Here is a 23,212-nt window from a genome sequence, read left to right as displayed (position 1 = left end):
CGGCTCGGCGGGCGCCGCTGCGGGCGGAGCCGGCGGCTCGGCCTCGACCGAGGCGCCGTCGCTGGAGGGGTACTCGGGGCGGGCGGGCGTGCCGAGCACGAGGTCGCCGCCGGCGCCGAGGCGGATGGTCCCGTCGACGAGGCCCTCGACGACCTCGAGCAGACGGCGCGAGGCGTCGTTGGCGGGGTCGCCGAGGCCGATGACGAGCGTGGCCCCCTGCTTGCGGAGCGCGCCGACGAGCCCGGCGAACGCCTCGTGGAACCGCTCGAACGTGTCGAACTGGACGAGCGGCGTGAAGTCCTCGATCACGACCCGGTCCGGCCGGTCGGACGCCACGAGGCCGACGAGGTCGCGGTACGACTTGGCGAGGCCCTCGGCTCCGCGCGCGGCGAGGTCGGCGGCCTTCGGGATGCGGAGGAGGCGGAGCTTGCCGCCGGCGTGGGCCTTGGCGAGGTCGATCCCGACCTCCTTGCCGACGGCCACCAGTTCCTCCGGGGCGCGCGGCGAAATCACGAGGCTCCGCTCGCCCGCCTCGACGGCGGCGCGGACGGTCTGGAGGGCGAGGGCGGAGCGTCCGGCGCCGGCCCGGCCGACGAGGAGGTAGGCGCGGCCGGCGGCGAGGCCGCCCCACTGGCGGTCGACGGCGTCGAGGCCGGAGGGCGAAGGCGTGGGGGCGATCATGGTCGAGAGAGAGACGCGCCCGCAGGAACAACAAAGGGCGTGCCACGGAGGTCGCCGCGGGTTCCGGTCGCTGGAAACGCCCGGTGGTGGGTCCCGGCAGGGTGACTCGTAGCCCCGCGGACCGTCCCGTAACCCTCCGCCGCGCCGTCGGGTCCCTCCGGTTCCAATGGCCGGTCCACCTCCCGAGAGCGTCACCGAGGGGCGACGTGGGGACGGCCCATCCGGCCGGGCTACCTTTCGGGCCCCTCGCCCGCCCGACGCATGGACGCCGACCTCCGCTCGATCCAGGACGCCCGCGACGCCGTCCGCGCCGCTGCCGCCGCTCAGAAGCAGTTCAAGACGGCCGACCAGGCCACCGTCGACCGGATCGTCGCGGCGATGGTCGACGCCGGGGCCGCCGAGGCCCGCCGCCTCGGGCAGCTCGCGCACGACGAGACCGGGTTCGGCAAGCCCGAGAGCAAGGAGCAGAAGAACCTGTTCGCCACGCGGACGCTGGCCGAGCGGATGGCCGGCATGAAGACGGCCGGCATCGTCGAGAAGAGCGCCGACGGGACGGTGTGGACCGTCGCGACTCCGATGGGCGTCGTCGCCGCGCTCGTGCCGTCGACGAACCCGACGTCGACGGCCTACTACAAGGCGATCATCGCGGCCAAGGCCCGGTGCGGCATCGTGATGAGCCCGCACCCGAGCGCGCGGAGGTGCACGGGCGAGGCGCTCCGCGTGGTCGCCGAGGCGGCGTATGCCGCGGGCGCGCCGGAGGGGCTGTTCGGGTGCCTCGGGCAGGGCGACGCCGGCGTCACGCTTGCCGGCACGAACGCGCTCCTCGAGCACGAACTCGTCGACGTCATCCTCGCGACGGGCGGTGGGCCGATGGTCCGCGCGGCGTACTCGAAGGGGAAGCCGGCCTACGGCGTCGGGAGTGGCAACGTGCCGGCGTACGTCGACCGGAGCGCGAACGTCGAGAAGGCCGCGGCCGACATCCTCACGGGCACGTCGTTCGACTGGGGCACGCTGTGCTCGACCGAGCGGTCCGTCGTCGCCGACAGCCCGATCCGGCAGCGGCTCCTCGACGCGCTCCGCCAGCGCGGCGGCCACGTCTGTTCGGAGGACGAGACCCGAAAGCTCCGCGCCATCATCAAGCCCGGCGGCCGGTTCAACACGCAGATCGTGGGGCAGAGCCCGCGGCGGATCGCCGAGCTGGCGGGGTTCTCGGTGCCCGACTCCGCGCAGGCGCTCATCGCTGAGGTCGACGCCGTCGGGCCCGACGAGCCGCTCTCGATGGAGACCCTCTCGCCCATCCTCTCGTTCTACGTCGCCGACGGCTGGGAGGCCGGCTGCGAGCGGTGCATCGCGGTCCTGGAGTTCGGCGGGATCGGCCACACCCTCGCGCTCCACGCCACGGCCGACCGCGTGATCGAGCAGTTCGCCCTCAAGAAGCCGTCGATGCGGATCGTCGTCAACACGGTCGCCGCGCTCGGCTCCGTCGGCATGACGACGGCGCTCTTCCCGGCGATGACGCTCGGGCCGGGCACGCTCGGCGGCTCGATCACGAGCGACAACGTGACGCCGCTCCACCTCGTGAACCTCAAGCGCGTGGCGTTCGAGACGGCGCCGCTCAACGACGACGCGGGAGAGAGCGTGTCGGGATCTGGCAAACAGGAAACGCGGGCGGGCGGGCGCACGGCCCCGGCCGCCTCGGTGCCGCGGCGGGCCCCCTCGGGCGACGGGTCGTGGATGGACGAGATCGAGGCGCGGCTCGTCGCGCGGGCCGGAAACCCGAGCCCGTCCGCGCCGCGGTCGGGCCCCTCCGCCCCGACGCCGAGGCGGGCGGAGCCGCCTGCGCCGACGGAGGCGCGGGCGTCGGTGCTCCCCCTCCCGGACGACCAGATCGCGTCGCTCATCCGGCGGTTCAAGACGTAGGCTCGGCGAAGGCGACACGGCCTGGCGGATCGGGAGGTAAGCCCGGTGCGGGGGGAGGCGTCGACGGCGCCCGTCCCGGCCCCCGCAACTCCATCCGGTGGCCGGGGCGTAGACTCCGCCATGGCCCTGCCCGACGCCCCGACCACGCTCCCGCCCGCCCCGACGTCGCGCCGGACGCTCGACGTGGAGACCGGCGACGTCGAGCTCGACGCGCTGCTCGCCGACGCCGCGTCGACCGCGATCAACCGGCCCCACGACTCCCTCGAAGCGAGCCAGGCGGCGCGCGAGCGGGCCGAGGCTCTCGGCAACCTGCCGGGCCGGGCGTACGCGCTGCTCTGCGAGGGGACGGCCCTCTCGCTCCTCTCGGACCACGAGTCCGCGCTCGTCGTGCTCATGCAGGCCCAGACCGAGATGGAGCCGCTCGGCGACCTCCGGGGCCGGTCGCTCGTCCTGGGATCGCTGGCCAGCGTCCACGTCAGCCTGGGGAACCTCGAGGACGCGCTCGAGACGGCCGGCGACGCGCTCCGGCTCGCCCGCGCGCTCGGCGACACGGAGCAGGAGGCGTGGATGCTGGCCGGGCTCGGCAACAGCTACCTCGACCTCGGCGAGACCGACCGGGCGATGGAGGTCGGCGAGCGGGCGCTCCGCCTGTTCGGCGAGCTCGGTGACCTCAACGGGCAGGCCCGCGCCCACACCGTGTTGGGCGGGGCGCTCCGGCACCTCGGCCGGCTCGACGAGGCCCGGATCCACCACGAGAGCGCGCTGCGGATCGCCGAGGAGGCCGGGACCCCGATCAACACGGCCCGCGCGCTCCACGACCTCGGCGTGCTCGAAGAGGAGGCCGGCCGCCTCGACGCCGCCCTGGCCCTCCACCGCCGCTCGCTCGCGTTCCGCAAGGAGGTCGGCAACCGGCAGGCCCAGAGCACGAGCCTCCTCCAGATCGGCCGGGTCCTCTCGGCGAAGGGCGACGACGAGGCTGCCCTCGACGCGCTCCACGAGGCCGAGCAGATCGCGGCGGACATCGGAGCGGTGCCGCGACTGGCGGACATCGAGGCGGCGCTCGCCGAGGCCTACGAGCGCGCCGGCCGGCCGGCCGACGCGCTCGCCCACCTCCGCCGCCACCAGGCCCACCGCGAGGCGTTCCTCGTCGCCCGGACGCAGACGCGGCTCGACGTCGTCCAGGTCCGCGCCGAGGCCGAGCGGGCGCGGCAGGAGGCCGAGATCGCCCGCGTGCGCACCGAGGAGCTCGGCGCGGCCAACGAGGAGCTCTCGCGGACGCTCCGCGACCTCAAGGCCGCGCAGAGCCAGCTCGTGCAGGCCGAGAAGCTGGCCTCGCTCGGGCGCCTCTCTGCTGGCCTCGCCCACGAGATCCAGAACCCGCTCAACTTCGTCGCCAACTTCGCCGACCTCAACGCCGAGGTGGCGACCGACCTCTTGGGCACGCTCGAGACGGCCCGCCGGACGGGCGAGCCGCCCGACCTCGACGCCGTCGAGGCCGACCTCGAGGCCATCGTCGACAACGCCCGGCGCGTGCGCGACCACGCGCGGCGGGCCGAAGGGATCATCCGGAGCCTCATGGGCCACGTCCGCGACGTCGGCGGCGAGCGGCGGCCGACCGATCTCCACGAGCTCCTGGAGCGGGCCGTCTCGACCGCGCTCGGCCGCACGGCCGTCCACGTCGAGCGCGACTACGCCGACGTCCCGGCGGTCGAGGTCGAGCCGGCGTCGGTCCAGCGCGTGTTCGTGAACCTGCTCGAGAACGCCCGCTGGTCGGTCGAGGCGCAGGCGGGCGCGGCCGGGGACGGCTTCGTCCCGACCGTCCGCCTGGCGACGGCGCCGGTCGAGGGCGGCGTCGAGATCCGTGTCGAGGACAACGGGGTCGGGATCCCCCTCGACCACTGCACGCGCGTGTTCGAGCCGTTCTTCACCACCAAGCCGGCCGGCGAGGGCACCGGCCTCGGCCTCTCGCTCGCCTACGACATCGTGACCGAAGGCCACGGCGGGACGATCCAGGCGTTCAGCCGCGAGGGAGACGGCGCGACGTTCCTGCTCTCGCTTCCCGCCTGACCCCGCCCGCCTCGACACCGAGGCAGGGGACCCGGCGCCTACTCCAGTTGCTCCGCACGGAACGACGTCACGGCCTCCCCGTCGGCCTCGGCCGTGACCTCGATGGGGTGGCAGCAGACCTCGCAGTCCTCGACGTAGGTCTGCGCGGGCACGCTCGGGTCGACCAGCATCGTGATCGGGGCGAGGCAGTACGGGCAGGAGAACGGGACTTCGACCTGGAACACGGGTGGGGTGGGGGCGCCTGCCCTCTACGCCCCGCCGCCCGACGGGCTCCGCGCCTCGGTGCCGAGGCGGGCGGGGTCAGCGGTCGCCGTCGCGGAGGGCCAGCGGGGTGGCGCGGTCGGGGGCGCGCTCCGGGACGGCGTCGAGGCGGAGCGTCCTCGGCTCGGGGTCCGGCGGCGGCACGTCCTCGTCGCGGAGCCGCATCCAGTGGCCAGCGAGGTGGACGGCGAGGTCGAGCCCGGTCTTGAGCACGACGAGGATCGCCAGCGCGAGGACGCCCGACCCGGAGAGCCCGACCAGAAACCCGCCCAGGAGGATCACGAGGTGGAGCAGCACCACGCGGCCGTACGGCTTGAACATCTCGGCACCAGGCGTGGTCGTCTTCCACTCGCCGCGCGCGAGGTAGTTGAGGACGAACGACGCCCCGTGGCTGAGGACGAGCGCCACGAGGCCTTCGACCTGAAGGGTGGGGTCCCAGAGGCCCACGTCGTCACCGAAGGTGCTCACCACGAACACGCCGTGGACCGTCCAGAACAGGCCGAAGTGGACGGCGAAGAACGGGGCCATCACCAGCTTCTGCCCGTGGCCCTCGCCGGCCGTCAGGATCCGGAGCAGGGCGAACGCGCCGATCACGCCGTTCTCGGCCCAGTACAGCCACATCACGCCGAACAGGCTCCACCCGAAGAAGAGCACGCCGACGAGCGGGACGAGGTTGGCCACGACGAGCCCGACGGCCGACGGGACGGACGGGGCGCGGGCGAACGGGGCGGAGGCGGCCATCCGCTGAACCTACCGCGTGGCGCCACGGCCGGCCTCCCCGGCGGCGGGGACGGCCCGCCTCGGTCGCGACGCCGAGGCCGCCGGGGTCAGTTCGTGAGCGCGCGGATGGGCGCCGGGATCCGCCCGCCGCGCCGCGCGAAGACCGCGTTGCCGACGCCCGACACGGGCATCACGGGCGCCCGCCCGAGCAGCCCCCCGTAGTCGGCCCACTCGCCGACGCCCTTCCCGGCGACCGGGATGATCCGCACGGCCGTCGTCTTGTCGTTGATCATGCCGATCGCGAACTCGTCGAACAGGATCCCCGCGATCGTCTCGGCCGAGGTGTCGCCGGGGATCGCGACCATGTCGAGGCCGACGGAGCAGATGGCGCTCATGGCCTCCAGCTTCTCGAGCGTGAGGTGGCCCGAGGCCGCGGCGTCGATCATGGCCTGGTCCTCGGAGACCGGCATGAACGCGCCGCTGAGGCCGCCGACGTGGCGGGCGGCCATCAGCCCGCCGCGCTTGACGGCCTCGTTGAGCATCGCGAGGGCCGCCGTGGTGCCGGGCGCCCCGACGTCGACGAGGCCCATCGCCCGGAGGACGTCGCCCACGGAGTCGCGGTCGGCCGGCGTCGGCGCCAGCGAGATGTCGACGACGCCGAACGGGACCCTCGCCCCGGACCGCTCCGACAACCGCTCGGCCACGCGTCGCCCGACGAGCTCGCCGGCCCGCGTGATCTTGAACGCCATCGTCTTGATGGCGTCCGTGACCGCGCCGAAGTCGGCCTCCGGCCCCAGCGCCTCGATGGCGCGGAGCACGACGCCGGGCCCGGAGATCCCGACGTTGAGCGCGGCCCCGGGCTCGCTCGGGCCGTGGAAGGCGCCGGCCACGAAGGGGTTGTCGCCCACGGCGTTGCAGAAGGCGACGAACTTGGCGCACCCGATCGAGTCGCGCTCGGCCGTCCGGGCGGCCATCCCCTTGATGGCGCGGGCGACGGAGAGGACGGCGTCGGCGTTGATCCCGGCGGCCGTGCTCCCACACGCGACCGACGCGCACACGCGCTCGGTCGCCGCCAGCGCCTCGGGCAGCGCCTCGATGAGGGCAGCGTCACCGGGCGTGGCGCCCTTCTCGACGAGCGCGCTGAACCCGGCGAGGTAGTCGACCCCGACCTCGGCGGCGGCCCCGTCGAGCGCCTCGGCGAGGCGGACGAAGTCGGCCGGCGAGAACCCGTCGGCGACGAGGGCGGCGGGCGTGATCGAGACGCGCTTGTTGGCGATCCGGACGCCGTAGAGCCGCTCGACCTCCTCGGCCGCCGCCACGTGGTGCTCGGCCACGCGCCGCACGCGGTCCACCACGTTCCGCCGCGTCGACTCGGCGTCGCGGCTGGCGCACCCGCGGAGGCTGATGCCGAGCGTGACCGTCCGGATGTCGAACGCGTCGGCCTCGGTCATGCGGACCGTTTCGAGGACCTCGGTGAGGGAGAGAGGCATGGGCCGGTGCGCGTGAGTCCGCTCAGGGACGGTGCATCGCTTGGAACAACTCCTCGTGTTGGAGGAGGACGCGGGCGCCCATCGCCTCGCCGCGCGATTGGAGCGTCTGGCGGACCGCGCCGAGGTCGGTCCCGGCGGCGAGGTCGGCCACGAGGACGACCGTGAAGTAGCCCTGGAGCACCTTCTGCGACACGTCGAGGACGTTGGCGCCGGCCGCCGAGAGCTCGGCCGTGATGGCCGCCAGTACGCCGGGCTGGTCCTCGCCGTAGGCCGTCACGACGACGCGCGTGGCGCCGTCCGGTGGGGACGAGACGTCGGCGTGGGCTCGGCGTGAGGGGGCGGGAGCACGCGCGGGCTCGGCCGGAGCACGGGCGTCGAGGACGGCCCGGGCCACGCGCTCGACGCGCTCGGGCGTCGCCTCCGGCCCGAGGGCAGAGGCGATCCGGTCGATGAGGGCGCGGACGTCGGCGGACATGGAGGGAGGGGAGGGGACCCGAAGGTAGCGCCGGCCCGGGGCCGACTCCGTCCGCCTCGGGCGGTCCGCCAGGGGCCGGGCGGAGGAACCCCGCGAGTCCTCGACCGTGACGACCCGCCCCTCGCACTGCGCCCCTCATGTCCGACTTCGTCCGCGTCGCCGCGGCCTCCGACCTCGCCGACGGCGAGATGCGCCAGGTCCAGGCCGACGGCACCGACGTCCTCCTCTCGCGTGTCGACGGCGTCTACCACGCCTGCACCGCCTTCTGCACCCACTACGGCGCGCCCCTCGCGACCGGCGTCCTCGACGGCACGACCGTCGTCTGCCCGTGGCACCACGCGGCGTTTGACGTGACCTCCGGGGCCCTCTGCGAGCCGCCAGCGCCCGACGCCCTCCGCTCGTTCGAGGTCCGCATCGACGGCGACAACGTCCTCGTCCGCGTGCCCCCCGACGCCGACGACCACGGCGAAGGCATCGCCTACCGCGAGAGCGACGGCGAGACGCCAGCCATGGCGAGCGCGAGCGCGTCTGAGGACGACCGCGTGTTCCTCCTCCTCGGCGCCGGGGCCGCCGCCGAGGCCTGCGCCGAGGCGCTCCGCACGGAGGGCTACCGAGGGCGGATCGTCCTCGTGACGAAGGAGACGCGCCCGCCGTACGACCGGACCAAGCTGTCGAAGGCCTACCTCGCGGGCGACGCGGGCGACGACGCGCTCCGCCTCCGCGACGGCTCGTTCTACGAGAGCCACGGGATCGAGGTCTGGACCGACCGGACCGTCACCAAGCTCGACCCGGACACGCAGACGGTCACGTTCGAGAACGGCAACCCCGTCACGTACGACGCCGCGCTCGTCGCCACGGGCGGCACGCCGCGGCGGCTGCCGGTCAAGGGCGCCGACCTCGACGGCGTACTCCTGCTCCGGTCGTGGGAGGACGCCCAGGACCTCCTCCGCCGAACGGAGGACGTCGCGTCCGTCGCCGTCATCGGCGCGTCCTTTATCGGAATGGAGACCGCGTCGTCGCTCCGCGCGCGGGGCGTGGAGGTCACCGTGATTGGGCGGGAGGCGACGCCGTTCGAAGCCGTCCTCGGCCCGGAGGTCGGGCGCGTGTTCCAGACGGCGGCCGAGGCGAAGGGCGTCTCGTTCCGCCTCGGCGCGTCCGTCGAGCGGATCGAGACGGTCCACGCCGACCCCGACGCCGACACGCCGCGCCGCCTCCGAGTCGCCCTCGGCGACGCCGCCGTCGAGGCGGACCTCGTCGTGCTCGGCGTCGGGGTCGAGCCCGCGACCGGCTTTCTGACGAAGGCCCCGTTCCTCCGCGACGACGGCGGGATCGGCGTCGACCGGCACCTCCGTGCGGCGCCCGGCCTGTTCGCGGCGGGCGACGTAGCGGTCTTCCCCGAGCCCCGGCTCGGCCGCCCCGTCCGCATCGAGCACTGGCGCCTCGCCCAGCAGCACGGCCGGACGGCCGCCCGCAACATGATCGCCGAGGGCGACCCGACCATGTCGCTCGTCCCGTTCGAGAGCGTCCCGTTCTTCTGGACCGGCCAGTTCGGCGTCAGCCTCCGCTACGTCGGCCACGCCGAGGACTGGGACGAGGTGATCGTCGACGGCTCGCTCGACGACCGCGAGTTCGTGGCGGCCTACGTCGAGGACGGCGCCGTTCGCGCGCTCGCGGCGGTCGGGCGCGACCAGGACGCCGCGGCGTTCCATCGGCTCCTCGCGCGCGACGCCGTCCCGTCGCCCGCGGCGTTCCGCTCCGGCGTCGATCTCCAGCAGGCCCTCCGCGACGCGGGCGAGCGCTGACGTCTCGGGCCCTGCCCGCCTCGGCACCGAGGCGGAGGAGGTCGGGCGGATCCAAAAAACGCGGGGCGCGCCGTCGTGGCACGCCCCGCGAGACTCGAGCCGAGGTGAGACGGCTTACTGCTTCGTGAGTGCCGTCAGGAACGAGCTGGCCCCGGCCTGAACGCGGACGAGGAACGACTCGCCCTCGTCCACCTCAGCGACGGCGGCACGGAACTCCGCGACCGACGCGACCGGCTGGCGGTCGACCTCGGTGATGACCATGGTCGGCCGGAGGTTGGCGTCGCGGTAGGCCTCGCTCGTCCGGTCGACGTCGAGGATGGCCACGCCGGCGATGTCCTCGCCGAGCTGGCGCGCCAGGCGGGGCGTGACGGTCTCGAGCGTGAGCCCGAGCATCTCCATCCGGGCCGGCTCGGCCATCGTCGGCCGCTCGGTCTCGTCGTCCGGGGCGCCCGGGTTCTGGCTGATCTGCTCGTCACCGGGCCGGCGTCCGAGCGTGACCTCGGTGGTCCGCGAGTCGCCGTTCCGGTTGTACGTGATCTCGACGGTGTCGCCGGGCCGCTTGCTCGAGATGAGCGAGACGATCTGGCGGCTGTCGGTGAGCGTCACGCCGTCGATGGCCGTGATGAGGTCGTCGACCTGGAGGCCGGCGTCGGCGGCCGGCGTGCGGCCGGAGGCGTCGGGCGAGATCCCCGCGATGTAGGCTGCGCCCGGCCCCACGCCGTACTGGCGCCGGAGGGCCGGCGAGGCCTCGCTGAACTGGATCCCGAGGTACCCGCGCTCGACCTCGCCCGTGTCGATGATCTGCTCGACCGTCGACCGGACGATGTTCGACGGCACGGCGAACGAGATCCCGTTGTAGGTCCCCGTGCGCGTGGCGATGGCCGAGTTGATCCCGACGATCTCGCCGCGGAGGTTGACGAGCGGGCCGCCCGAGTTGCCCGGGTTCACGGCCGCGTCGGTCTGGATGTAGTTCGAGATCGTGGCCCGGCCGCGCGGGTCGGGCGCGCCCGAGAACCGGCCGAGGCTCGAGACGATGCCCGAGGTCACCGTGTTCGAGAGGTCCGGCGAGAGCGGGCTGCCGATGGCGAGGACCCACTGGCCCACGCGGAGCTCGTCGGAGTCGCCGAAGGAGAGGGCCGGGAAGTCGTCGCCCTCCACCTTGATCACGGCGAGGTCCGAGAACGGGTCGGCCCCGACGACCTCGGCCTCGAACTCGCGCCCGTCGAAGAGGGCCACGACGAGTTCGTCGGCGTCTTCGATGACGTGGTTGTTCGTGACGATGTAGCCGTCGGCCGAGACGAAGGCGCCGCTGCCGAGGCCCTGCTGGGCCCCGTCACCGCCGAACGGCGACGGCACGCCGAACTGGGAGAACGGGTCGTTGCCGCCCTGCGCGAGCAGCCGCGTGGACTGGATCTGGACGACGGCCGGGTTCACGCGCTCGGCGACGGCGGAGAAGGCCTGGCCGAGGTTCTCGGCGGTCGCGATGTCGGCCGCGGTGCCGGCGTCCTCTTGGGCGTCGGCCCGGTCGAAGAGGCCGTCGAGGCCGGCGAGGTTGGCGGCGGAGGTCACGAAGACGATGCCGCCGAGCACCGCGGCGGCGACGAGGAGCGCGACAGAGGCCTTGCGCTTGACGTCAGACATTGGGTGGAGAGCGATCGGTTGGACAGTGGGAGCCGGACAGGGCCCGCCGCGGGGAGGCCCGGCCGGGGGGATCAACGGCGCGTGGACGCGCGTGGTGCCCGCTTCGCAGGGGTTCCGCAGATTGTCCCGATCCGCCCTGGGGCACCGACCCGCCACAAAAAGGGTCGGGGCGCCCCCTTCAGGAGAGGCGCCCCGACCGGCGTCCTGCGTCACACACAAAACCGCAGGAAGTAGCGGTGGGAAAACGGGGCCGCAAGAGGGTTGGTGCCCCGGACCCGAAAAAAAGCGGAGCGGCCATGCGCGCGGCCGACGTCCTGGGTACGGCCTACGTCAGGCGCTCGGGCGGTAATCGGAGGTGCACACGGGTCCCCCCGTCGTCTCCTGGCCCGACCTCGAGTGAGCCCCCGTGGCGCTGAGCGCGCGCGCGCATCGTCCGGAGTCCCATCCCCCCGTTGTGTGCGGCGGCCTCGGAGATCCCGGCCCCGTCGTCGTCGATGATCAGGACGAGGTCGCCGTCGCCGTCGTGCCGGAGGACGAGCTGGACCTCGTCGGCGCGGCCGTGGCGGACGGCGTTCGTCAGCGCCTCCTGTGCGATGCGGTACACGTCGAGCATGAGCTCGTCGCGCAGGCCGGCCTCCCGGACGAGGTCTCGCACGGCGACGCTGACGCCGAGGGCCGCCTCGGCCTCGGCCGCGAGCCGGCCCAGCGCCTCGCCCATCCCGATCCGGTCGAGGTCGACGGGGTCGAGCCCGAGCGCGAACGACCGGAGCTGGGCCTGGGCGCTGATGAGGAGGTCCCGGAGCCGTTCGGCCTCCCGCGCGTGGTCGCTCTTGGCGAGGTCGGCGGCGAGGGCCGAGGCGAGCATCGCCGCGCCGGCGAGCGACTGCCCGACTCCGTCGTGGACGTTCTGGGCGATCTGCCGGAGCTGGCGGTTGGAGACGTGGAGGAGGTCCTCCGTGGCCTCCCGGCCCGCCGTGACGTCGGCGGCGACGTAGAGGAAGCGGTCAGGAGCGCCCTCGGCTCCGCCCTCGACGGGCGACAGCAGGACCTCGAAGGTCCGCCCGTCTCGTGTCACGTCCAACCGGGTCGGCTCGCCGGACCGGGCAGCCGTGGCCGCGGCGGAGATCCAGTGGGTGGCCGCGGCGCCCGCGCGGAGGTCGGCGTCGGTGAGCCGGAGCGCGTCGGCCGCGACCTCGTTCATCAGGACGTGCGCCAGCGTCCCGTCGGGCTGGCGCTCCAGCAGGCCCAGCGGGGCCGCCGAGGCGGCGAAGATGTCCCGCAGACGCTCGGCCTCGCGCTCGCGCTCGCGCTGGGCCTCGACGCGAGCGGTCACATCGTTCTGGACGCCGATCATGTGCGTCACGCCGCCGGTCTCGTCGGAGATGGGCGTGAGGTAGAGCTCGTTGTAAAAGAGCGTGCCGTCCTTCCTGTAGTTGCGGAGGACGACGCCCCCGACATGCTCGGCCTCGGCGATCCCCCGGCGGATCGCGTCGAGCGCCGTCCCCTGTCCGTCGCCCGCGTCGTCGCGCTCACCGTTCCGGACCTGGAGGAACCGGCAGTTCCGCCCGACGACCTCCTCGGCCGTGTAGCCCGTGAACTCGAGGAACCACTCGTTGGCGTAGACCAGGGGGTCGTCCGGCCGGCGGAGGTCGGCGAGGACGACCGAGATGTTGGCCGCGTCGACGGCCTTGGCGAGGAGGTCGACGTCGACCTCGCGCGGGCCCTGGACCGTTAGGCTGACGAGCACGACGAGGGCGCCGCCGCCCCACACCTGGGCGCGGGCCTGGTAGCGCGCCTGCCCGTGCGCGTCGTGGACCGCGAGCGGGCGCCCCTCGCCGAGCCAGTCGCGGAGGGCGTCCGGAGTCGACGGGAGGGCCGACGCCTCGTCGAAGAGCGACCCAAACGGCTTCCCCAGCGGGTCGACTGCGAAAACCGCTTCGGCGAGCGCGTTCAACTCCACCACCCGGCCCGCATCGTCGAGGCGGAGGGCGGGGTAGGGAACGGCGGACGCAGGGAGGTCCGTCACGGAGGCGCGGCGGGCGGAGGGACGAAGCAGATCCCCCGTGCGACATGCGCCTAGGGGACGCCGGTACGAGACGTTAGGTCCTCAGTTCCTCCCTGGGGTGACCCGTGGGGAGTTCCCCCATTCGAGAGGGGCCTCGAGAGAACGGAACGGCAGCGGGGGTCCCGGGTAGTCCGGCCGCCCATCCCCCCATCGTCCGTGTCCTGGATCCGCCGACTCGCTGCCCGCCCCGACGCCCGCCTCCGCACGGACGGCCCGCCCGTTGAGGCCGGCCCAGACGCGCCGCACGCCGTCGTGATCGGCGCGGGGTTCGGCGGGCTGGCGGCGGCCGTCCGCCTCCTCACGCGCGGCTACCGCGTCACGCTCGTCGACCGGCTCGACCAGCCCGGAGGCCGGGCCCGCGTCGAGCGGGTCCCGGGGCCGGACGGGGGCGAGTACGTGTTCGACATGGGGCCGACGCTCATCACGGCGCCGTTCCTGTTCGACGAGCTGTGGGCGCTGGCGGGCGAGCACCGCGAGGACCACGTCGAGTTCGTCGAGACGACGCCCTTCTACCGCATCCGCTTCGACGACGGCGAGGTCTTCGACTACACGGGCGACGAGGCGGCGATGGAGCGGGAGATCGCCCGGTTCAACCCGGCCGACGTCGCGGGCTACCGGCGCTTCCTCGACAAGAGCGAGAAGATCTTCGAGACCGGCTTCCTCGAACTCGGCCACGTCCCGTTCGACCAGGCCCGCCACATGGCGAAGATCGTCCCGAGCATGGTGGCCCTCGAGAGCCACCGGACGGTCTACGGCCTCGTGTCGAAGTACCTGAAGGACCGGCGGCTTCGGAAGGTGTTCAGTTTCCACCCGCTCCTCGTCGGCGGCAACCCGTTCTCGACGACCAGCATTTACGCGCTCATCGCGTTCCTGGAGCGCCACTGGGGCGTGTGGTACGCGATGGGCGGGACGGGCGCCGTGGTCCAGGGCCTCGCCGACCTGTTCGAGCGGCACGGCGGCGCGCTCCGCCTCGGCGAGACCGTGGACGAGATCACCGTCGACGGCACCGGCCGACGGCCCCGCGTGACGGGCATTCGCCTCGAGTCCGGCGAGACGATCGAGGCGGACGTGGTCGTCTCCAACGCCGACGCGGCCTGGACCTACCGCGAGCTCGTCGCGCCGGAGCACCGGACGACGTGGACCGACGACCGGCTGGAGCGCGCCAAGCACTCGATGAGCCTGTTCGTCTGGTACTTCGGCACGGACCGGACTTACGACGACGTCGCGCACCACACGATCCTCCTCGGCGGGCGCTACAAGGCGCTCCTCGACGACATCTTCCACAAGAAGGTCCTCGCCGACGACTTCTCGCTCTACCTCCACCGCCCGACGGCGACGGACCCGGGCATGGCGCCGCCCGGCCACGATACGTTCTACGTCCTCTCGCCCGTCCCGCACCTCGACTCGGGGACGGACTGGTCGGAGGAGACGGAGCGGTACCGCCGGCGCGTCCAGGACTACCTCGAGGCGACGGTCCTGCCGGGCCTCGGCGAGCACGTGACGGCCAGCCTCACGCTCACGCCGCAGGGGTTTCTGGACGACTACCTCTCGGTCAAGGGCGCGGCGTTCTCGTTCGAGCCGCAGCTCCTCCAGAGCGCCTACTTCCGCCCACACAACGCGAGCGAGGACGTCGACGGGCTCTACCTCGTGGGTGCGGGGACGCACCCGGGTGCGGGGATGCCCGGCGTCCTGTCGTCAGCCCGCGTGCTCGACACCGTCGTGCCCGACCCGGCGGACCTGGCGGTGTAGCTCCGCCCGCCTCGGCGTCGAGGCGGGAGGGGTCAGTACTGCGGCGGGCTCCACGGCGGTCGGCCGGGCGGCGGGAACTGGGCGGGCGGACGGCGCGGGCGCGGCCGATTCGGGTCGAACATGCGCGCCAGGAACGGGGCGTCGCCACGCGCCACGCGGAGGAGGTCGATGCCACCGACGATCGCTGCGGCGCCGCTCGTCAGGACGAGGAGGCCGCCGACACCGATCAGGGCCGGCGCGGCGAGCCCGGCCTCTGGCAAGCCCTCGGCGATGCCGACGGCCATCCACACTGCGAACGCGGTCCCGCCGACGAGGAAGACTCCGTCGAGCGCGATCCCGGCGGCGACGAGCGCGGGCGGCGGCTCCCAGTCGGCCGCCGTGACGAGGGTGATGCCGGGCTCCGGCGCCAACGAGGGGGCAGCGTCGGACCCGGTCAGGCGAGGGAGAGCCGAAGCGGTCGGTTGTGCGCTGGCGCCGACGGCCAGGAGGGCAGAGAGGAGGGCGAGGCGCATCTCAACGGCGGAGGGGAGTCACGAAAATGAAACGCCCCGCTCCGCAGCCCCTGATGCGATCGGACCAGCCGACAGCGTCCGATCGGACCCTCCGATACGAGACCGCCCACCTCGGCGCGGCGGCCGAGGCGGGCGGAAGCGGACGGGAGCGCGGGGCGTTACGCCGCGACGCCCTCGGCGTGGGCCTCGTCGTACTGCTCGCGAACGATGTCGACGCCGGCCTTCTGGAGCTTGTGCTCGAGCCGCTCGTAGCCGCGGTCGAGGTGGTACACGCGGAGGACGTTCGTCTCGCCGGAGGCGACCATCCCGGCCAGGACCAGCGACACCGACGCGCGGAGGTCGGTGCTCATGACCGTCGCGCCCGAGAGCGGCCGGGCCTTCCCGCTGACGTGGACGGTGTCGCCCGTCACCTTGAGGTCGGCGCCGAGGCGGCGGAGCTCGGGGATGTGCTTGAACCGGTCGGTGTAGATCGTGTCGCGGACCGTCGACGGGCCGTCGGCCTGCGTCATGAGGACGGTCCATTGGGCCTGGAGGTCGGTCGCGAAGCCCGGGAACGGGGCGGTTTCGACCGACACCGGCCGGATCGCGTCGACGCCCTCGACCTCGACCGTCGACCAATCCCCTTCACCGTCGACGACGCGGAAGGGGACGCCGGTCTGGCGGAACTTCTCAGTGAACTCGGGACCGAGGTGCTCGGGCTCGGCGCCCGTGATCCGGAACGTCTCGCGGGCGGGCGTGGCGAGGGCCGCGGCGATCATGTACGTCCCGAGCTCGATCCGGTCGGGGCAGTTCGTGAACTCGACCGGGTTCAGCTTCTCGACGCCCTGGACCGTAATCGTATCGGTCCCGAGCCCCTCGATCCGGGCGCCCATCTTTTGGAGCATCTGCCCGAACACGACCACGTCGGGCTCGGCGGCGACGTTTTCCAGGACCGACTCGCCCTCGGCGGTCACGGCCGCCAGCAGCACGTTGATCGTGGCGCCGACGCTCACGGGCTCGAACCGCATGTGGCCGCCCTTGAGCCGCCCGCCGGGCGCCTCGGCGATCACGTAGCCGGCCTCCTCGCGGACCTCGGCGCCGAGCGCCTCCATCCCCTTGATGTGGAGGTCGACGGGGCGCGGGCCCCACGCGCAGCCGCCGGGCAGCGAGACGCGCGCCGTCCCGCCGCGCCCGAGGAGCGCGCCGAGCATGTAGAACGAGGCCCGCATCTGCTTGACGAGGTCGTACGGCGCCTCGAAGTGGTGGATGCTCGACCCGTCGATCGTGATCGTCTCCGGCGTGCTCGGGTCGTCGTCCGGCTCCCACGTCACCTTGCAGCCCGTGACGCGGATCACGTTCGAGAACGTGGCCACGTCCTTGAGGACCGGCATGTTGTGGATCGTGGTCACACCGTCGGCGAGGACGGCCGCGGCCATGAGGGGGAGCGCGGTGTTCTTCGAGCCGCCGACGTGCAGCGAGCCACGGAGGTCGCCGCCGCCTTGGATGACGAGCTTGTCCATAGAGGGGGGTCGGTTGAGATGAGGCCGGCTGTGCCGAGGGCCAGGGAGAGGCGAACGCAGCGAGGGTGCCGGAAGGTTCGGCGCCGGCCGGGTCGAGTCGCGTCCAAGCTAGGCGGCCCTGGTGCTCGCCTCGGCGAACGGGAGGCGGAGGCAGCGAGGGCACTCTGTGGAGACTGGATTCGTGGCCCAGTCTTTGCGAAGATTGGGAGAACGGTCGTTCCCCCTTCCGCCCATGCCCGCCCTCTCGCTCCGTCTGTTCGATGCGGCCTCCGACGCCGAGGCCGCTCGGTACCGGATCCTCGCCGGCCTCGCCGAGACGCACGACGCGTTCCGCGCCAACGAGGTGTCGCCCTGGCTCGACGAGCTCGTCGAACTCCACCGCGCCCTCGCGGCGCTCGTCTCGGGCGCCGCGTCGCTCGACGGCCGTGCCGGGGCCGTGGTCGACGTCGACTGGGAAGCCGGCCGTCTGGTCCGCGAGACCCCTGAGGCCCCGCTCGCGCTCGAGCTGGCGCGATGGGCGCTGCCGCGTGTCGAGGCCGCCATCGGCGAGGGACGGACGCTCTACGAGTTCGCCGCCGAGCGGGCCGAACTCCGGGCCGTCGGGATCGTCCCGTCGTACCGAGACGAGGGGTTCCTTCTCGTGCGCGACGGCGCGGCGGTGTGCGTACTCCGGTACCACGTGTCACCCCTTTCGGGGCCGGACGGCCACTACCGCGCCCTGCGCACGGCCCGTCTCGACGCCGACCTCGACCCGCTGGCGCCGCCGTCGGAGTGGAAGACGGCGCTCGCCTCCCCGGAGCTGCCGACCCCGGCCGCCTTCTGCCTCGACGCGGAGGTCGATCTGCCCGTCGTTCCCACGCTCGTGCCCGTGGCGAAGCGGAAGCTCCTCGGGCTCGTGGGCTCCTGGGGCGAGGCGTAGCCGAGGGCTGCTGACTGCGCCCGCCTCGGCGTCGAGGCGGGGCGTCTCTGATCGGTCATCCTGAGCGGTGGCCGGAGGACCACGTCGACGGATTTCTGTCGTGAGTCGGGGCGAATCAGGGAGTGGCTGTGGGGGGAGCGGTGTCCAAAACGAAGCGCGCCGCTCCCATGGGAGCGGCGCGCTGAAGGTCGGCGACGGGCGCGTTCCCCATCGCCCTGCACTCGTTACTCCTTACCCACGCGTCCCGCGGGCGGCGACGCGGAGGCTCTGGCCGACGCGGAGGACGTCGGAGTCGAGGTCGTTCCACTCCATGATCTGGCGGACCGTCACGCCGTACTGGCGGGCGATGCCCGTGAGGTGCTCGCCGCTGCGGACGCGGTGCGTCGTCGGGCGGGCCGGAGCGGCGGGGCGGGACACCGGGGCGGCCGGCGTGCCGCTCACGCGGATCCGCTGGCCCACCGTGAGGTGATCACCGACGCCCGGGTTGAGCGCGCGGATCTCGCCGAGCGACATCCCATACTCGCGGGCGATGGCCGTGAGGTACTCGCCACGCTGGACGCGGTGCGTCGTCGGCCGCTCGGACGCCGTGCTGACGGTGCGGACCGGCGGGGCGTCGTCGACCTCGACCTCGTCGGCCTCGACCCGGGCAGCGACCGGCTCGGCCTGGGCCTCAGCGACGGCCGGCTCGGGCTCCGGCGTCGGGTCCCTGCGGGCGATGAACGACGGCGACGGAGGGGTGGCGGCGGCCTCCGGCTCGGTGCCGCCCTCCGCCTCGGTGGCGTCGTCGGCGGGCGCGGCCTCCGTGATGAGGGCGCTTTCCGACTCGTCCGTGGCCTCCGGCTCGGTGACGTCGACCTCGTCGGTCTCGGCCTCCGGCTCATCGGCCGCGGCCAGCGGCTCGCTGACGGCCGGCTCGACCGCTCGGGGTTCAGCCGCGGCGGGCTCGGGGGCCGGCGTCGGCTCGGTGCGGGCGACGAAGGCGACGAGGCCGGCGGCCTCGGCGCGCTCCGGGGCTTCCTCGGCCTGGCGCGCGGCGGCGTACTGCGTCTCGGCCTGCTGCACGCCGGCCGGCGTGGCGGCGGCGTACATCGGGACCGGCGCGTCGCGGTGGACGCGCGTCTGCGGCTGGAGCGAGCGCCGGAGCTGGCGGCGGGCGACGAGCGTCGCCACGGCCTCGCCGTGCTCCTGCGGCGCCAGCGGGCGGATGGCCCGCGGCCCGAACGTCACGGTCTCGGCGGCGAACCGGTCGCCCTGGGCCTCCGGCGGCGCGAGCCGGTCGAGGGCCTCGGCGTGCTCGGAGTAGCTGCCGGCCGGGATCCGCAGCATGTGCGGCACGCGGACGTTCGGCACGCGGCTCTGGCGCAGCGACGGGTTCAGGGCCTGGAGCGTCTCGTCGTTGACGTCGAGGATGCGCGCGACCTCGCGGAGCGTCGTCCCGCCCGCGACCGGGATCCGGTCGAACACGTAGTCGGGGCCGGGCTCGTGGGCCGGAAAGCCGTAGGCGTCGGGGTTCGAGAGGATGAGCGCCGTCGCGATGAACATCGGGACGTAGGCCCGGGTCTCGCTCGGGATCACGTGGTCGATGTCCCAGAAGGTGGCCCGTTGGCCCGTCTGCTCCTCGAACCGGCGGACGCCGCGGGCGATCACGGCCGGGTTGCAGTTGTAGCCGGCGAGGGCGAGGTGCCAGTCGCCGAACCGGTCGTAGAGGTCGCGGAGGTGGCGGGCCGCGGCGCGCGTGGCGACCTCGGGGTCCATCCGGTCGTCGATCTCGCGCTCGGCGCGGAGCCCGTAGGCCCGGCCGGTCGCCGAGATGAACTGCCACATCCCGACGGCGGCCGCGTGGCTCCGAGCGGTCGGGTTGAGGGCGCTCTCGACCATCGCGAGGTACTTCATCTCGTCCGGCACGCCCTCCTCGGCCATGATCCGCTCGACCATGGGGAAGTAGGTGTCGGCGCGGGAGCGGAGGCGCTGGACGTGGCTCGGCCGGTTGAGCAGGAACTGGATGTACCGCTCGACCTTCGGGTTGACGTCCATCGGGATCGTCGCCGTGAACGTGTCGACGTCGGGGAGCGTGACGTGCTCGAGGAGCGGGACGCCCTCGTCGAAGCCGCGCTCGACGGCCGAGACGCCGGCCGCGCGGATGGCGTAGACGTCGCCACGGTCGACGAGCGTCCGGTCGTAGTACCGCTCGTACTCGGCCGTGACGGTCCCGAACAGCTCGCGGAAGCGGGGCTCGGAGAGCGCGCCCGGCCGGAGCGCCGCGGCCTGGACGTCGGCGACGAGGTCGTCGAGGAGGACCGTGTAGCGGGCGACGTCGCCGTCGGCCTCGGCCTGGAGGAGCTCGACCTGGCGCTGGTAGAAGGTGGCGATGCGGCGGGCGAGCTCGGCGTCGGAGGGCGAGTCGGCGCGGACGGACTCGGGCAGGCGCGCATCGGCGTCGGCCTCGAGGACCTCGGCGGCGCGCACGGGCGCGGTGTCCGTCCGGGCCGTCTGGGCGTGGGCCACGAGGGCCGGCGTCGCAACGAGCAGCGCCGCGGCGAAAAGGCTGCGGGGCATAGCGGAGGGGGAGTGGGAGGAACGCAAAACGACCACTGGGGGCGAGACCTCACCCGCCTCCTGCAATCGCCGTCCCCAAAACTAACTGCGGGGAGGCGCGAGGCGCGAGCGGTTCGCAAAAGAAGGGCTGCAGCGCCGGCCTAGGCGTTCCGAGGGCCCAAATACGAGGCCGGGTGGCGAGGCCCACAGGAGGCCGTCCATTTCCAATCCTCCCCCAGGAGGGCAGAGTTTCCGGCCTGAATGGATCGGCGTCAGGACGGGATGAGCCGCTCTTGGACCGCCTCGGCGCGCGTCCGGCCCACCGGAAGTTCGTCGCCGGAGGCGAGCACGGCCGTGTACTGGCTCCCCTCGCTCACCGTCAGCCGGACGGCCTCGTCGAGGCGGATGAGGCCAGGCTGGTGGATCCGCCTTTCCTCAGCCCGCCCGTGGTCCTGGAGCGGATGGGGGTCTCCGTCGTCGGCGCGGCGGCCTCCAGCGTGACGGTCCCGATGGAACCGTAGGCGAGGGCGTCGGGAGGGTCTGCCGAGCGCCCGAGGCGGAGACCGCCGGCGGGATGAGCCGACCGGATGAGTATCTCGCTTCTCCAGGCGATCATGCCCCGGAGCCCCACGGCCTCACCCCCAAAGGCTATGCTCGTCCTGTCCGCGTTCTCCACGCTCGCCCACTCGTGGACCGACGCTGCCGACGGCGCCTGGTCCCACGACGCGCCGGTTGACCGTCGTGCGGGAGATGGGGGCTGTCCCCGCCCGCCTCGACGTCGAGGCGGGCAGGCCGGTCCGTCCGTCACGCGCTCGTTCCCCCGGAGTCCCTACGCTCCGGGCGGGCAGGGGCCGAGCGTGTCGCCGTGGAGGAGGTGGAGGCCGAGCGTGAGGAGGCGGATGTCCTGCTCGGTCTGACCCGGCTGCCCCGGAAGGTGACAGATCCGATACCGACCGGGCGTGGGGGAGGCGGCTTCGGCGGCCCGCGACTCCTGGGCGGTCACGTGGGCCGACGACGTGTCGAGCCGGCGGACGTCGTTGCCGTCGAAGTTGAGCTTCTCGGCGAGGCGGACGATCGGGGCGAGCTGGTAGCGGACGGTGGCGTTCGGGCCGAGCGTGAGGTCGGTCCCGAAGGGGGCCCGCCCGCTTTGGACGTCGGACCGGAAGCGGGCCAGCTCTTGCTGGTACTCCGCCGCCTCTCGGCCCTCCTGCATGTGCCAGTAGATCGCCGCCTCGTAGAGGGGCGGGCCGCCGCTCGCCCGGCGGAGGCGGACCGTCAGCGCGTTGGCCCGGTCGTTCCTGTCTTCTCCCACGCAGAACGGCCACTGGTCGCCGTGGCACGAGCCCCGGCCGTCCCACAGCTGGCGGAGCGAGCGGAGGCTCCGGGGCTGAACCGTCAGCGTCCGGAGGTCGCGAGCCGCGAAGGGCCGGGTCCGCATCGTGGTCCCCGAGCCGACGTCGGTGCCGGCGAAGCCCCGGTTGAGGGGGGCCGTGGCCGTCCCGACCCCGTCCACGTCGATGGCGTACACGGCGTGGCCATGCTCGGCGGCGTTGTCGAACTCGACCACGATGTCGGTCGAGCCGAGGTGGTTGAGGAGCTCGCGGAGGCCGGTGTACGCCTCCTGCGGATCGCCCGTGGCGCGGTCCACCAACCGGACGAGCTTCTGGACCCGCGCCGTGGCGTCGACGTCGCCCGGGGCGGGCTCGTCGAACCGGTGGGTGTGGTCGTACCAGAGGAAGGCATCGGCGAGGGGCCAGGACGACGCCTGCAGCGCCCCCGGTCCGGACTCGCGGCGGCCCCACGCGCGGCCCCACCGGCCCTCCGGGTCGCGGAACGTCGTGAGGTCGATGTGTCCGCCGGGGGGGTAGGCCTCCTGCGACACGACGAGCGCGCCGTCGATGGTCACGCGGCCCCCGAGGTCGACGGTCACGTGGTTCTCCTCGCTCCGGACCACGACGAGGCCGTCCCAGTCGAGCCGGCCGGGCACCCGCAGGTCGCCCTCGACGACGAGCGCTCCGTCGCCCAGCATGGTCCCCGTGATGGTCAGGTCCCCCCGGACCACGTAGATCCCTTCGGGGCTGGACGACGCCCGGGTCGTCCCGGTGATGGTCTGGTCGCCCTCGACCACGACGTCGCCCGCCGCTGTGTCGACGGCGTTGGTGACGGTGTAGTAGAGGTCGTCGGCCGTCTGGACGCCGCCGAGGTTGCCGAGGCGGCGCCCCCCCGACTGGGACCAGTCGGGGACGGCCGGCCCGACCGTGGCGAGGGCGGCCTTCGCCCTGTTGAACGTCAGGCCGAACTCGCGGATGCCGAGGTCGTCGTACTTGGCCGGGTCGATCTGCGGCTCGTAGCCGGGCTGGCCGCCCGAGACCTCCGCGCGGCGGGAGACCGAGGCCGTGGCGTAGGGGACGTCGAGCCAGAGCGGGCCGGGGAAGTCCATGGGGTCGAACTCGTACACGCTCCGGAGCGTGTGGCTCGCCTCGCCGACGACGCCGGCCGTGACGATCGTGGCCTGCTCCCCACCGCCCGCCACGGCCGTCTCCTGGTAGTGGTTGAACTGGATTCGCCCGCTGTCATACGGACGCTCGCTGACGAACAGGCCGGGCGGCGGCGTGAACCCGTCCTCCGTCGTCACCTGAGTGAGGGCGATGCCCTGGCCGCTCTCGGCCAACTGGCGGGCGAGCAGGTCGGCGCGCGCCTCTCCGCGCAGGCGGCTCGTCTCCGTCATGATGCCGCGCGAGGACAGAGAGAGGACAGTGCCGCCCACGATGGCGGCGGAGACGAGCAGGAGGAGGAGACGTCCCATGGAGAGTGAGCCCGAAGGCGGTTAGACGGCCGGACCGGAGGTCGGGCGGGGGGGCAGCGGGGCGGGTTCC

General features: G+C 73.5%; 16 protein-coding genes. 5 read left to right on the top strand and 11 right to left on the bottom strand.

Going from position 1 to position 23,212, the window contains the following annotated elements:
* The coding region (locus BSZ37_RS19520; RefSeq protein ID WP_218830578.1) for an RAD55 family ATPase at nucleotides 1-681 on the bottom strand (681 nt) is incomplete at its 3' end.
* Nucleotides 682-942: 261 nt separating this feature from the next.
* Between BSZ37_RS19520 and BSZ37_RS19515 the strand changes: the two genes are divergently transcribed.
* Both BSZ37_RS19515 and BSZ37_RS19510 read left to right on the top strand, forming a co-directional pair.
* Nucleotides 943-2,601: an aldehyde dehydrogenase family protein gene (locus BSZ37_RS19515; RefSeq protein WP_095512151.1), complete on the top strand. Its 1,659-nt coding sequence runs from the start codon at nucleotides 943-945 to the stop codon at nucleotides 2,599-2,601.
* Between the two features lie 120 nt (nucleotides 2,602-2,721).
* Entirely contained in the window at nucleotides 2,722-4,668 is a 1,947-nt protein-coding gene (locus tag BSZ37_RS19510; RefSeq protein ID WP_095512150.1) for a tetratricopeptide repeat protein, read from the top strand.
* A gap of 38 nt (nucleotides 4,669-4,706) precedes the next feature.
* Here BSZ37_RS19510 and BSZ37_RS19505 read toward each other — a convergent pair whose 3' ends face one another.
* The 4 genes from BSZ37_RS19505 to BSZ37_RS19490 all read right to left on the bottom strand — a co-directional run bounded on the left by BSZ37_RS19505 (nucleotide 4,707) and on the right by BSZ37_RS19490 (nucleotide 7,614).
* Nucleotides 4,707-4,892, bottom strand: a complete 186-nt coding sequence (locus BSZ37_RS19505; RefSeq protein ID WP_143537751.1) for a CPXCG motif-containing cysteine-rich protein — start codon at nucleotides 4,890-4,892, stop codon at nucleotides 4,707-4,709.
* Between the two features lie 76 nt (nucleotides 4,893-4,968).
* Nucleotides 4,969-5,670 (bottom strand): DUF6498-containing protein, encoded by a 702-nt coding sequence (locus BSZ37_RS19500; protein ID WP_095512149.1) that lies wholly within the window; start codon nucleotides 5,668-5,670, stop codon nucleotides 4,969-4,971.
* A gap of 86 nt (nucleotides 5,671-5,756) precedes the next feature.
* Nucleotides 5,757-7,139, bottom strand: a complete 1,383-nt coding sequence (locus BSZ37_RS19495) for a PFL family protein (RefSeq protein WP_095512148.1) — start codon at nucleotides 7,137-7,139, stop codon at nucleotides 5,757-5,759.
* A gap of 22 nt (nucleotides 7,140-7,161) precedes the next feature.
* Entirely contained in the window at nucleotides 7,162-7,614 is a 453-nt protein-coding gene (locus tag BSZ37_RS19490) for an ACT domain-containing protein (RefSeq protein WP_095512147.1), read from the bottom strand.
* Between the two features lie 137 nt (nucleotides 7,615-7,751).
* On the opposite strand from BSZ37_RS19490, the gene BSZ37_RS19485 reads away from it, so the two are divergent.
* On the top strand, nucleotides 7,752-9,416 hold the full coding sequence (locus BSZ37_RS19485; RefSeq protein ID WP_095512146.1) for an FAD-dependent oxidoreductase: 1,665 nt from the start codon (nucleotides 7,752-7,754) through the stop codon (nucleotides 9,414-9,416).
* 114 nt (nucleotides 9,417-9,530) lie between these two features.
* Here BSZ37_RS19485 and BSZ37_RS19480 read toward each other — a convergent pair whose 3' ends face one another.
* The gene (locus BSZ37_RS19480) at nucleotides 9,531-11,057 is read right to left on the bottom strand and encodes a trypsin-like peptidase domain-containing protein (protein WP_095512145.1); all 1,527 of its coding nucleotides are present in this window, start codon (nucleotides 11,055-11,057) and stop codon (nucleotides 9,531-9,533) included.
* Between the two features lie 325 nt (nucleotides 11,058-11,382).
* Nucleotides 11,383-13,083 (bottom strand): PAS domain-containing protein, encoded by a 1,701-nt coding sequence (locus BSZ37_RS19475; RefSeq protein ID WP_095512144.1) that lies wholly within the window; start codon nucleotides 13,081-13,083, stop codon nucleotides 11,383-11,385.
* Nucleotides 13,084-13,278: 195 nt separating this feature from the next.
* On the opposite strand from BSZ37_RS19475, the gene crtI reads away from it, so the two are divergent.
* The gene (gene crtI / locus BSZ37_RS19470) at nucleotides 13,279-14,871 is read left to right on the top strand and encodes a phytoene desaturase family protein (RefSeq protein WP_095512143.1); all 1,593 of its coding nucleotides are present in this window, start codon (nucleotides 13,279-13,281) and stop codon (nucleotides 14,869-14,871) included.
* Nucleotides 14,872-14,903: 32 nt separating this feature from the next.
* Here the strand turns inward: crtI and BSZ37_RS19465 are convergent, their stop codons facing one another.
* Both BSZ37_RS19465 and murA read right to left on the bottom strand, forming a co-directional pair.
* On the bottom strand, nucleotides 14,904-15,383 hold the full coding sequence (locus tag BSZ37_RS19465) for a hypothetical protein (RefSeq protein WP_095512142.1): 480 nt from the start codon (nucleotides 15,381-15,383) through the stop codon (nucleotides 14,904-14,906).
* A 158-nt stretch (nucleotides 15,384-15,541) separates the two neighbouring features.
* Complete coding sequence (murA, locus tag BSZ37_RS19460; protein ID WP_095512141.1) at nucleotides 15,542-16,882, bottom strand: UDP-N-acetylglucosamine 1-carboxyvinyltransferase; 1,341 nt, start codon at nucleotides 16,880-16,882, stop codon at nucleotides 15,542-15,544.
* Nucleotides 16,883-17,114: 232 nt separating this feature from the next.
* Here murA and BSZ37_RS19455 point away from each other — a divergent pair, with 232 nt between their 5' ends.
* Nucleotides 17,115-17,801, top strand: coding sequence for a hypothetical protein (locus BSZ37_RS19455; RefSeq protein WP_095512140.1), 687 nt, complete (start codon nucleotides 17,115-17,117; stop codon nucleotides 17,799-17,801).
* Between the two features lie 231 nt (nucleotides 17,802-18,032).
* On the opposite strand, the gene BSZ37_RS19450 is transcribed toward BSZ37_RS19455, so the two are convergent.
* Nucleotides 18,033-20,357 carry a LysM peptidoglycan-binding domain-containing protein gene (locus BSZ37_RS19450; protein WP_095512139.1) on the bottom strand — a complete coding sequence of 775 codons (2,325 nt, stop codon included), beginning with the start codon at nucleotides 20,355-20,357 and terminating at the stop codon, nucleotides 18,033-18,035.
* Between the two features lie 808 nt (nucleotides 20,358-21,165).
* On the bottom strand, nucleotides 21,166-23,142 hold the full coding sequence (locus BSZ37_RS19440) for a hypothetical protein (protein ID WP_095512137.1): 1,977 nt from the start codon (nucleotides 23,140-23,142) through the stop codon (nucleotides 21,166-21,168).
* Between the last annotated feature and the right edge of the window lie 70 nt (nucleotides 23,143-23,212).

The organism is Rubrivirga marina, from assembly GCF_002283365.1.
Taxonomy (GTDB): Bacteria; Bacteroidota; Rhodothermia; order Rhodothermales; family Rubricoccaceae; genus Rubrivirga; species Rubrivirga marina.
This window is presented reverse-complemented; position numbering and strand designations above follow the sequence as displayed.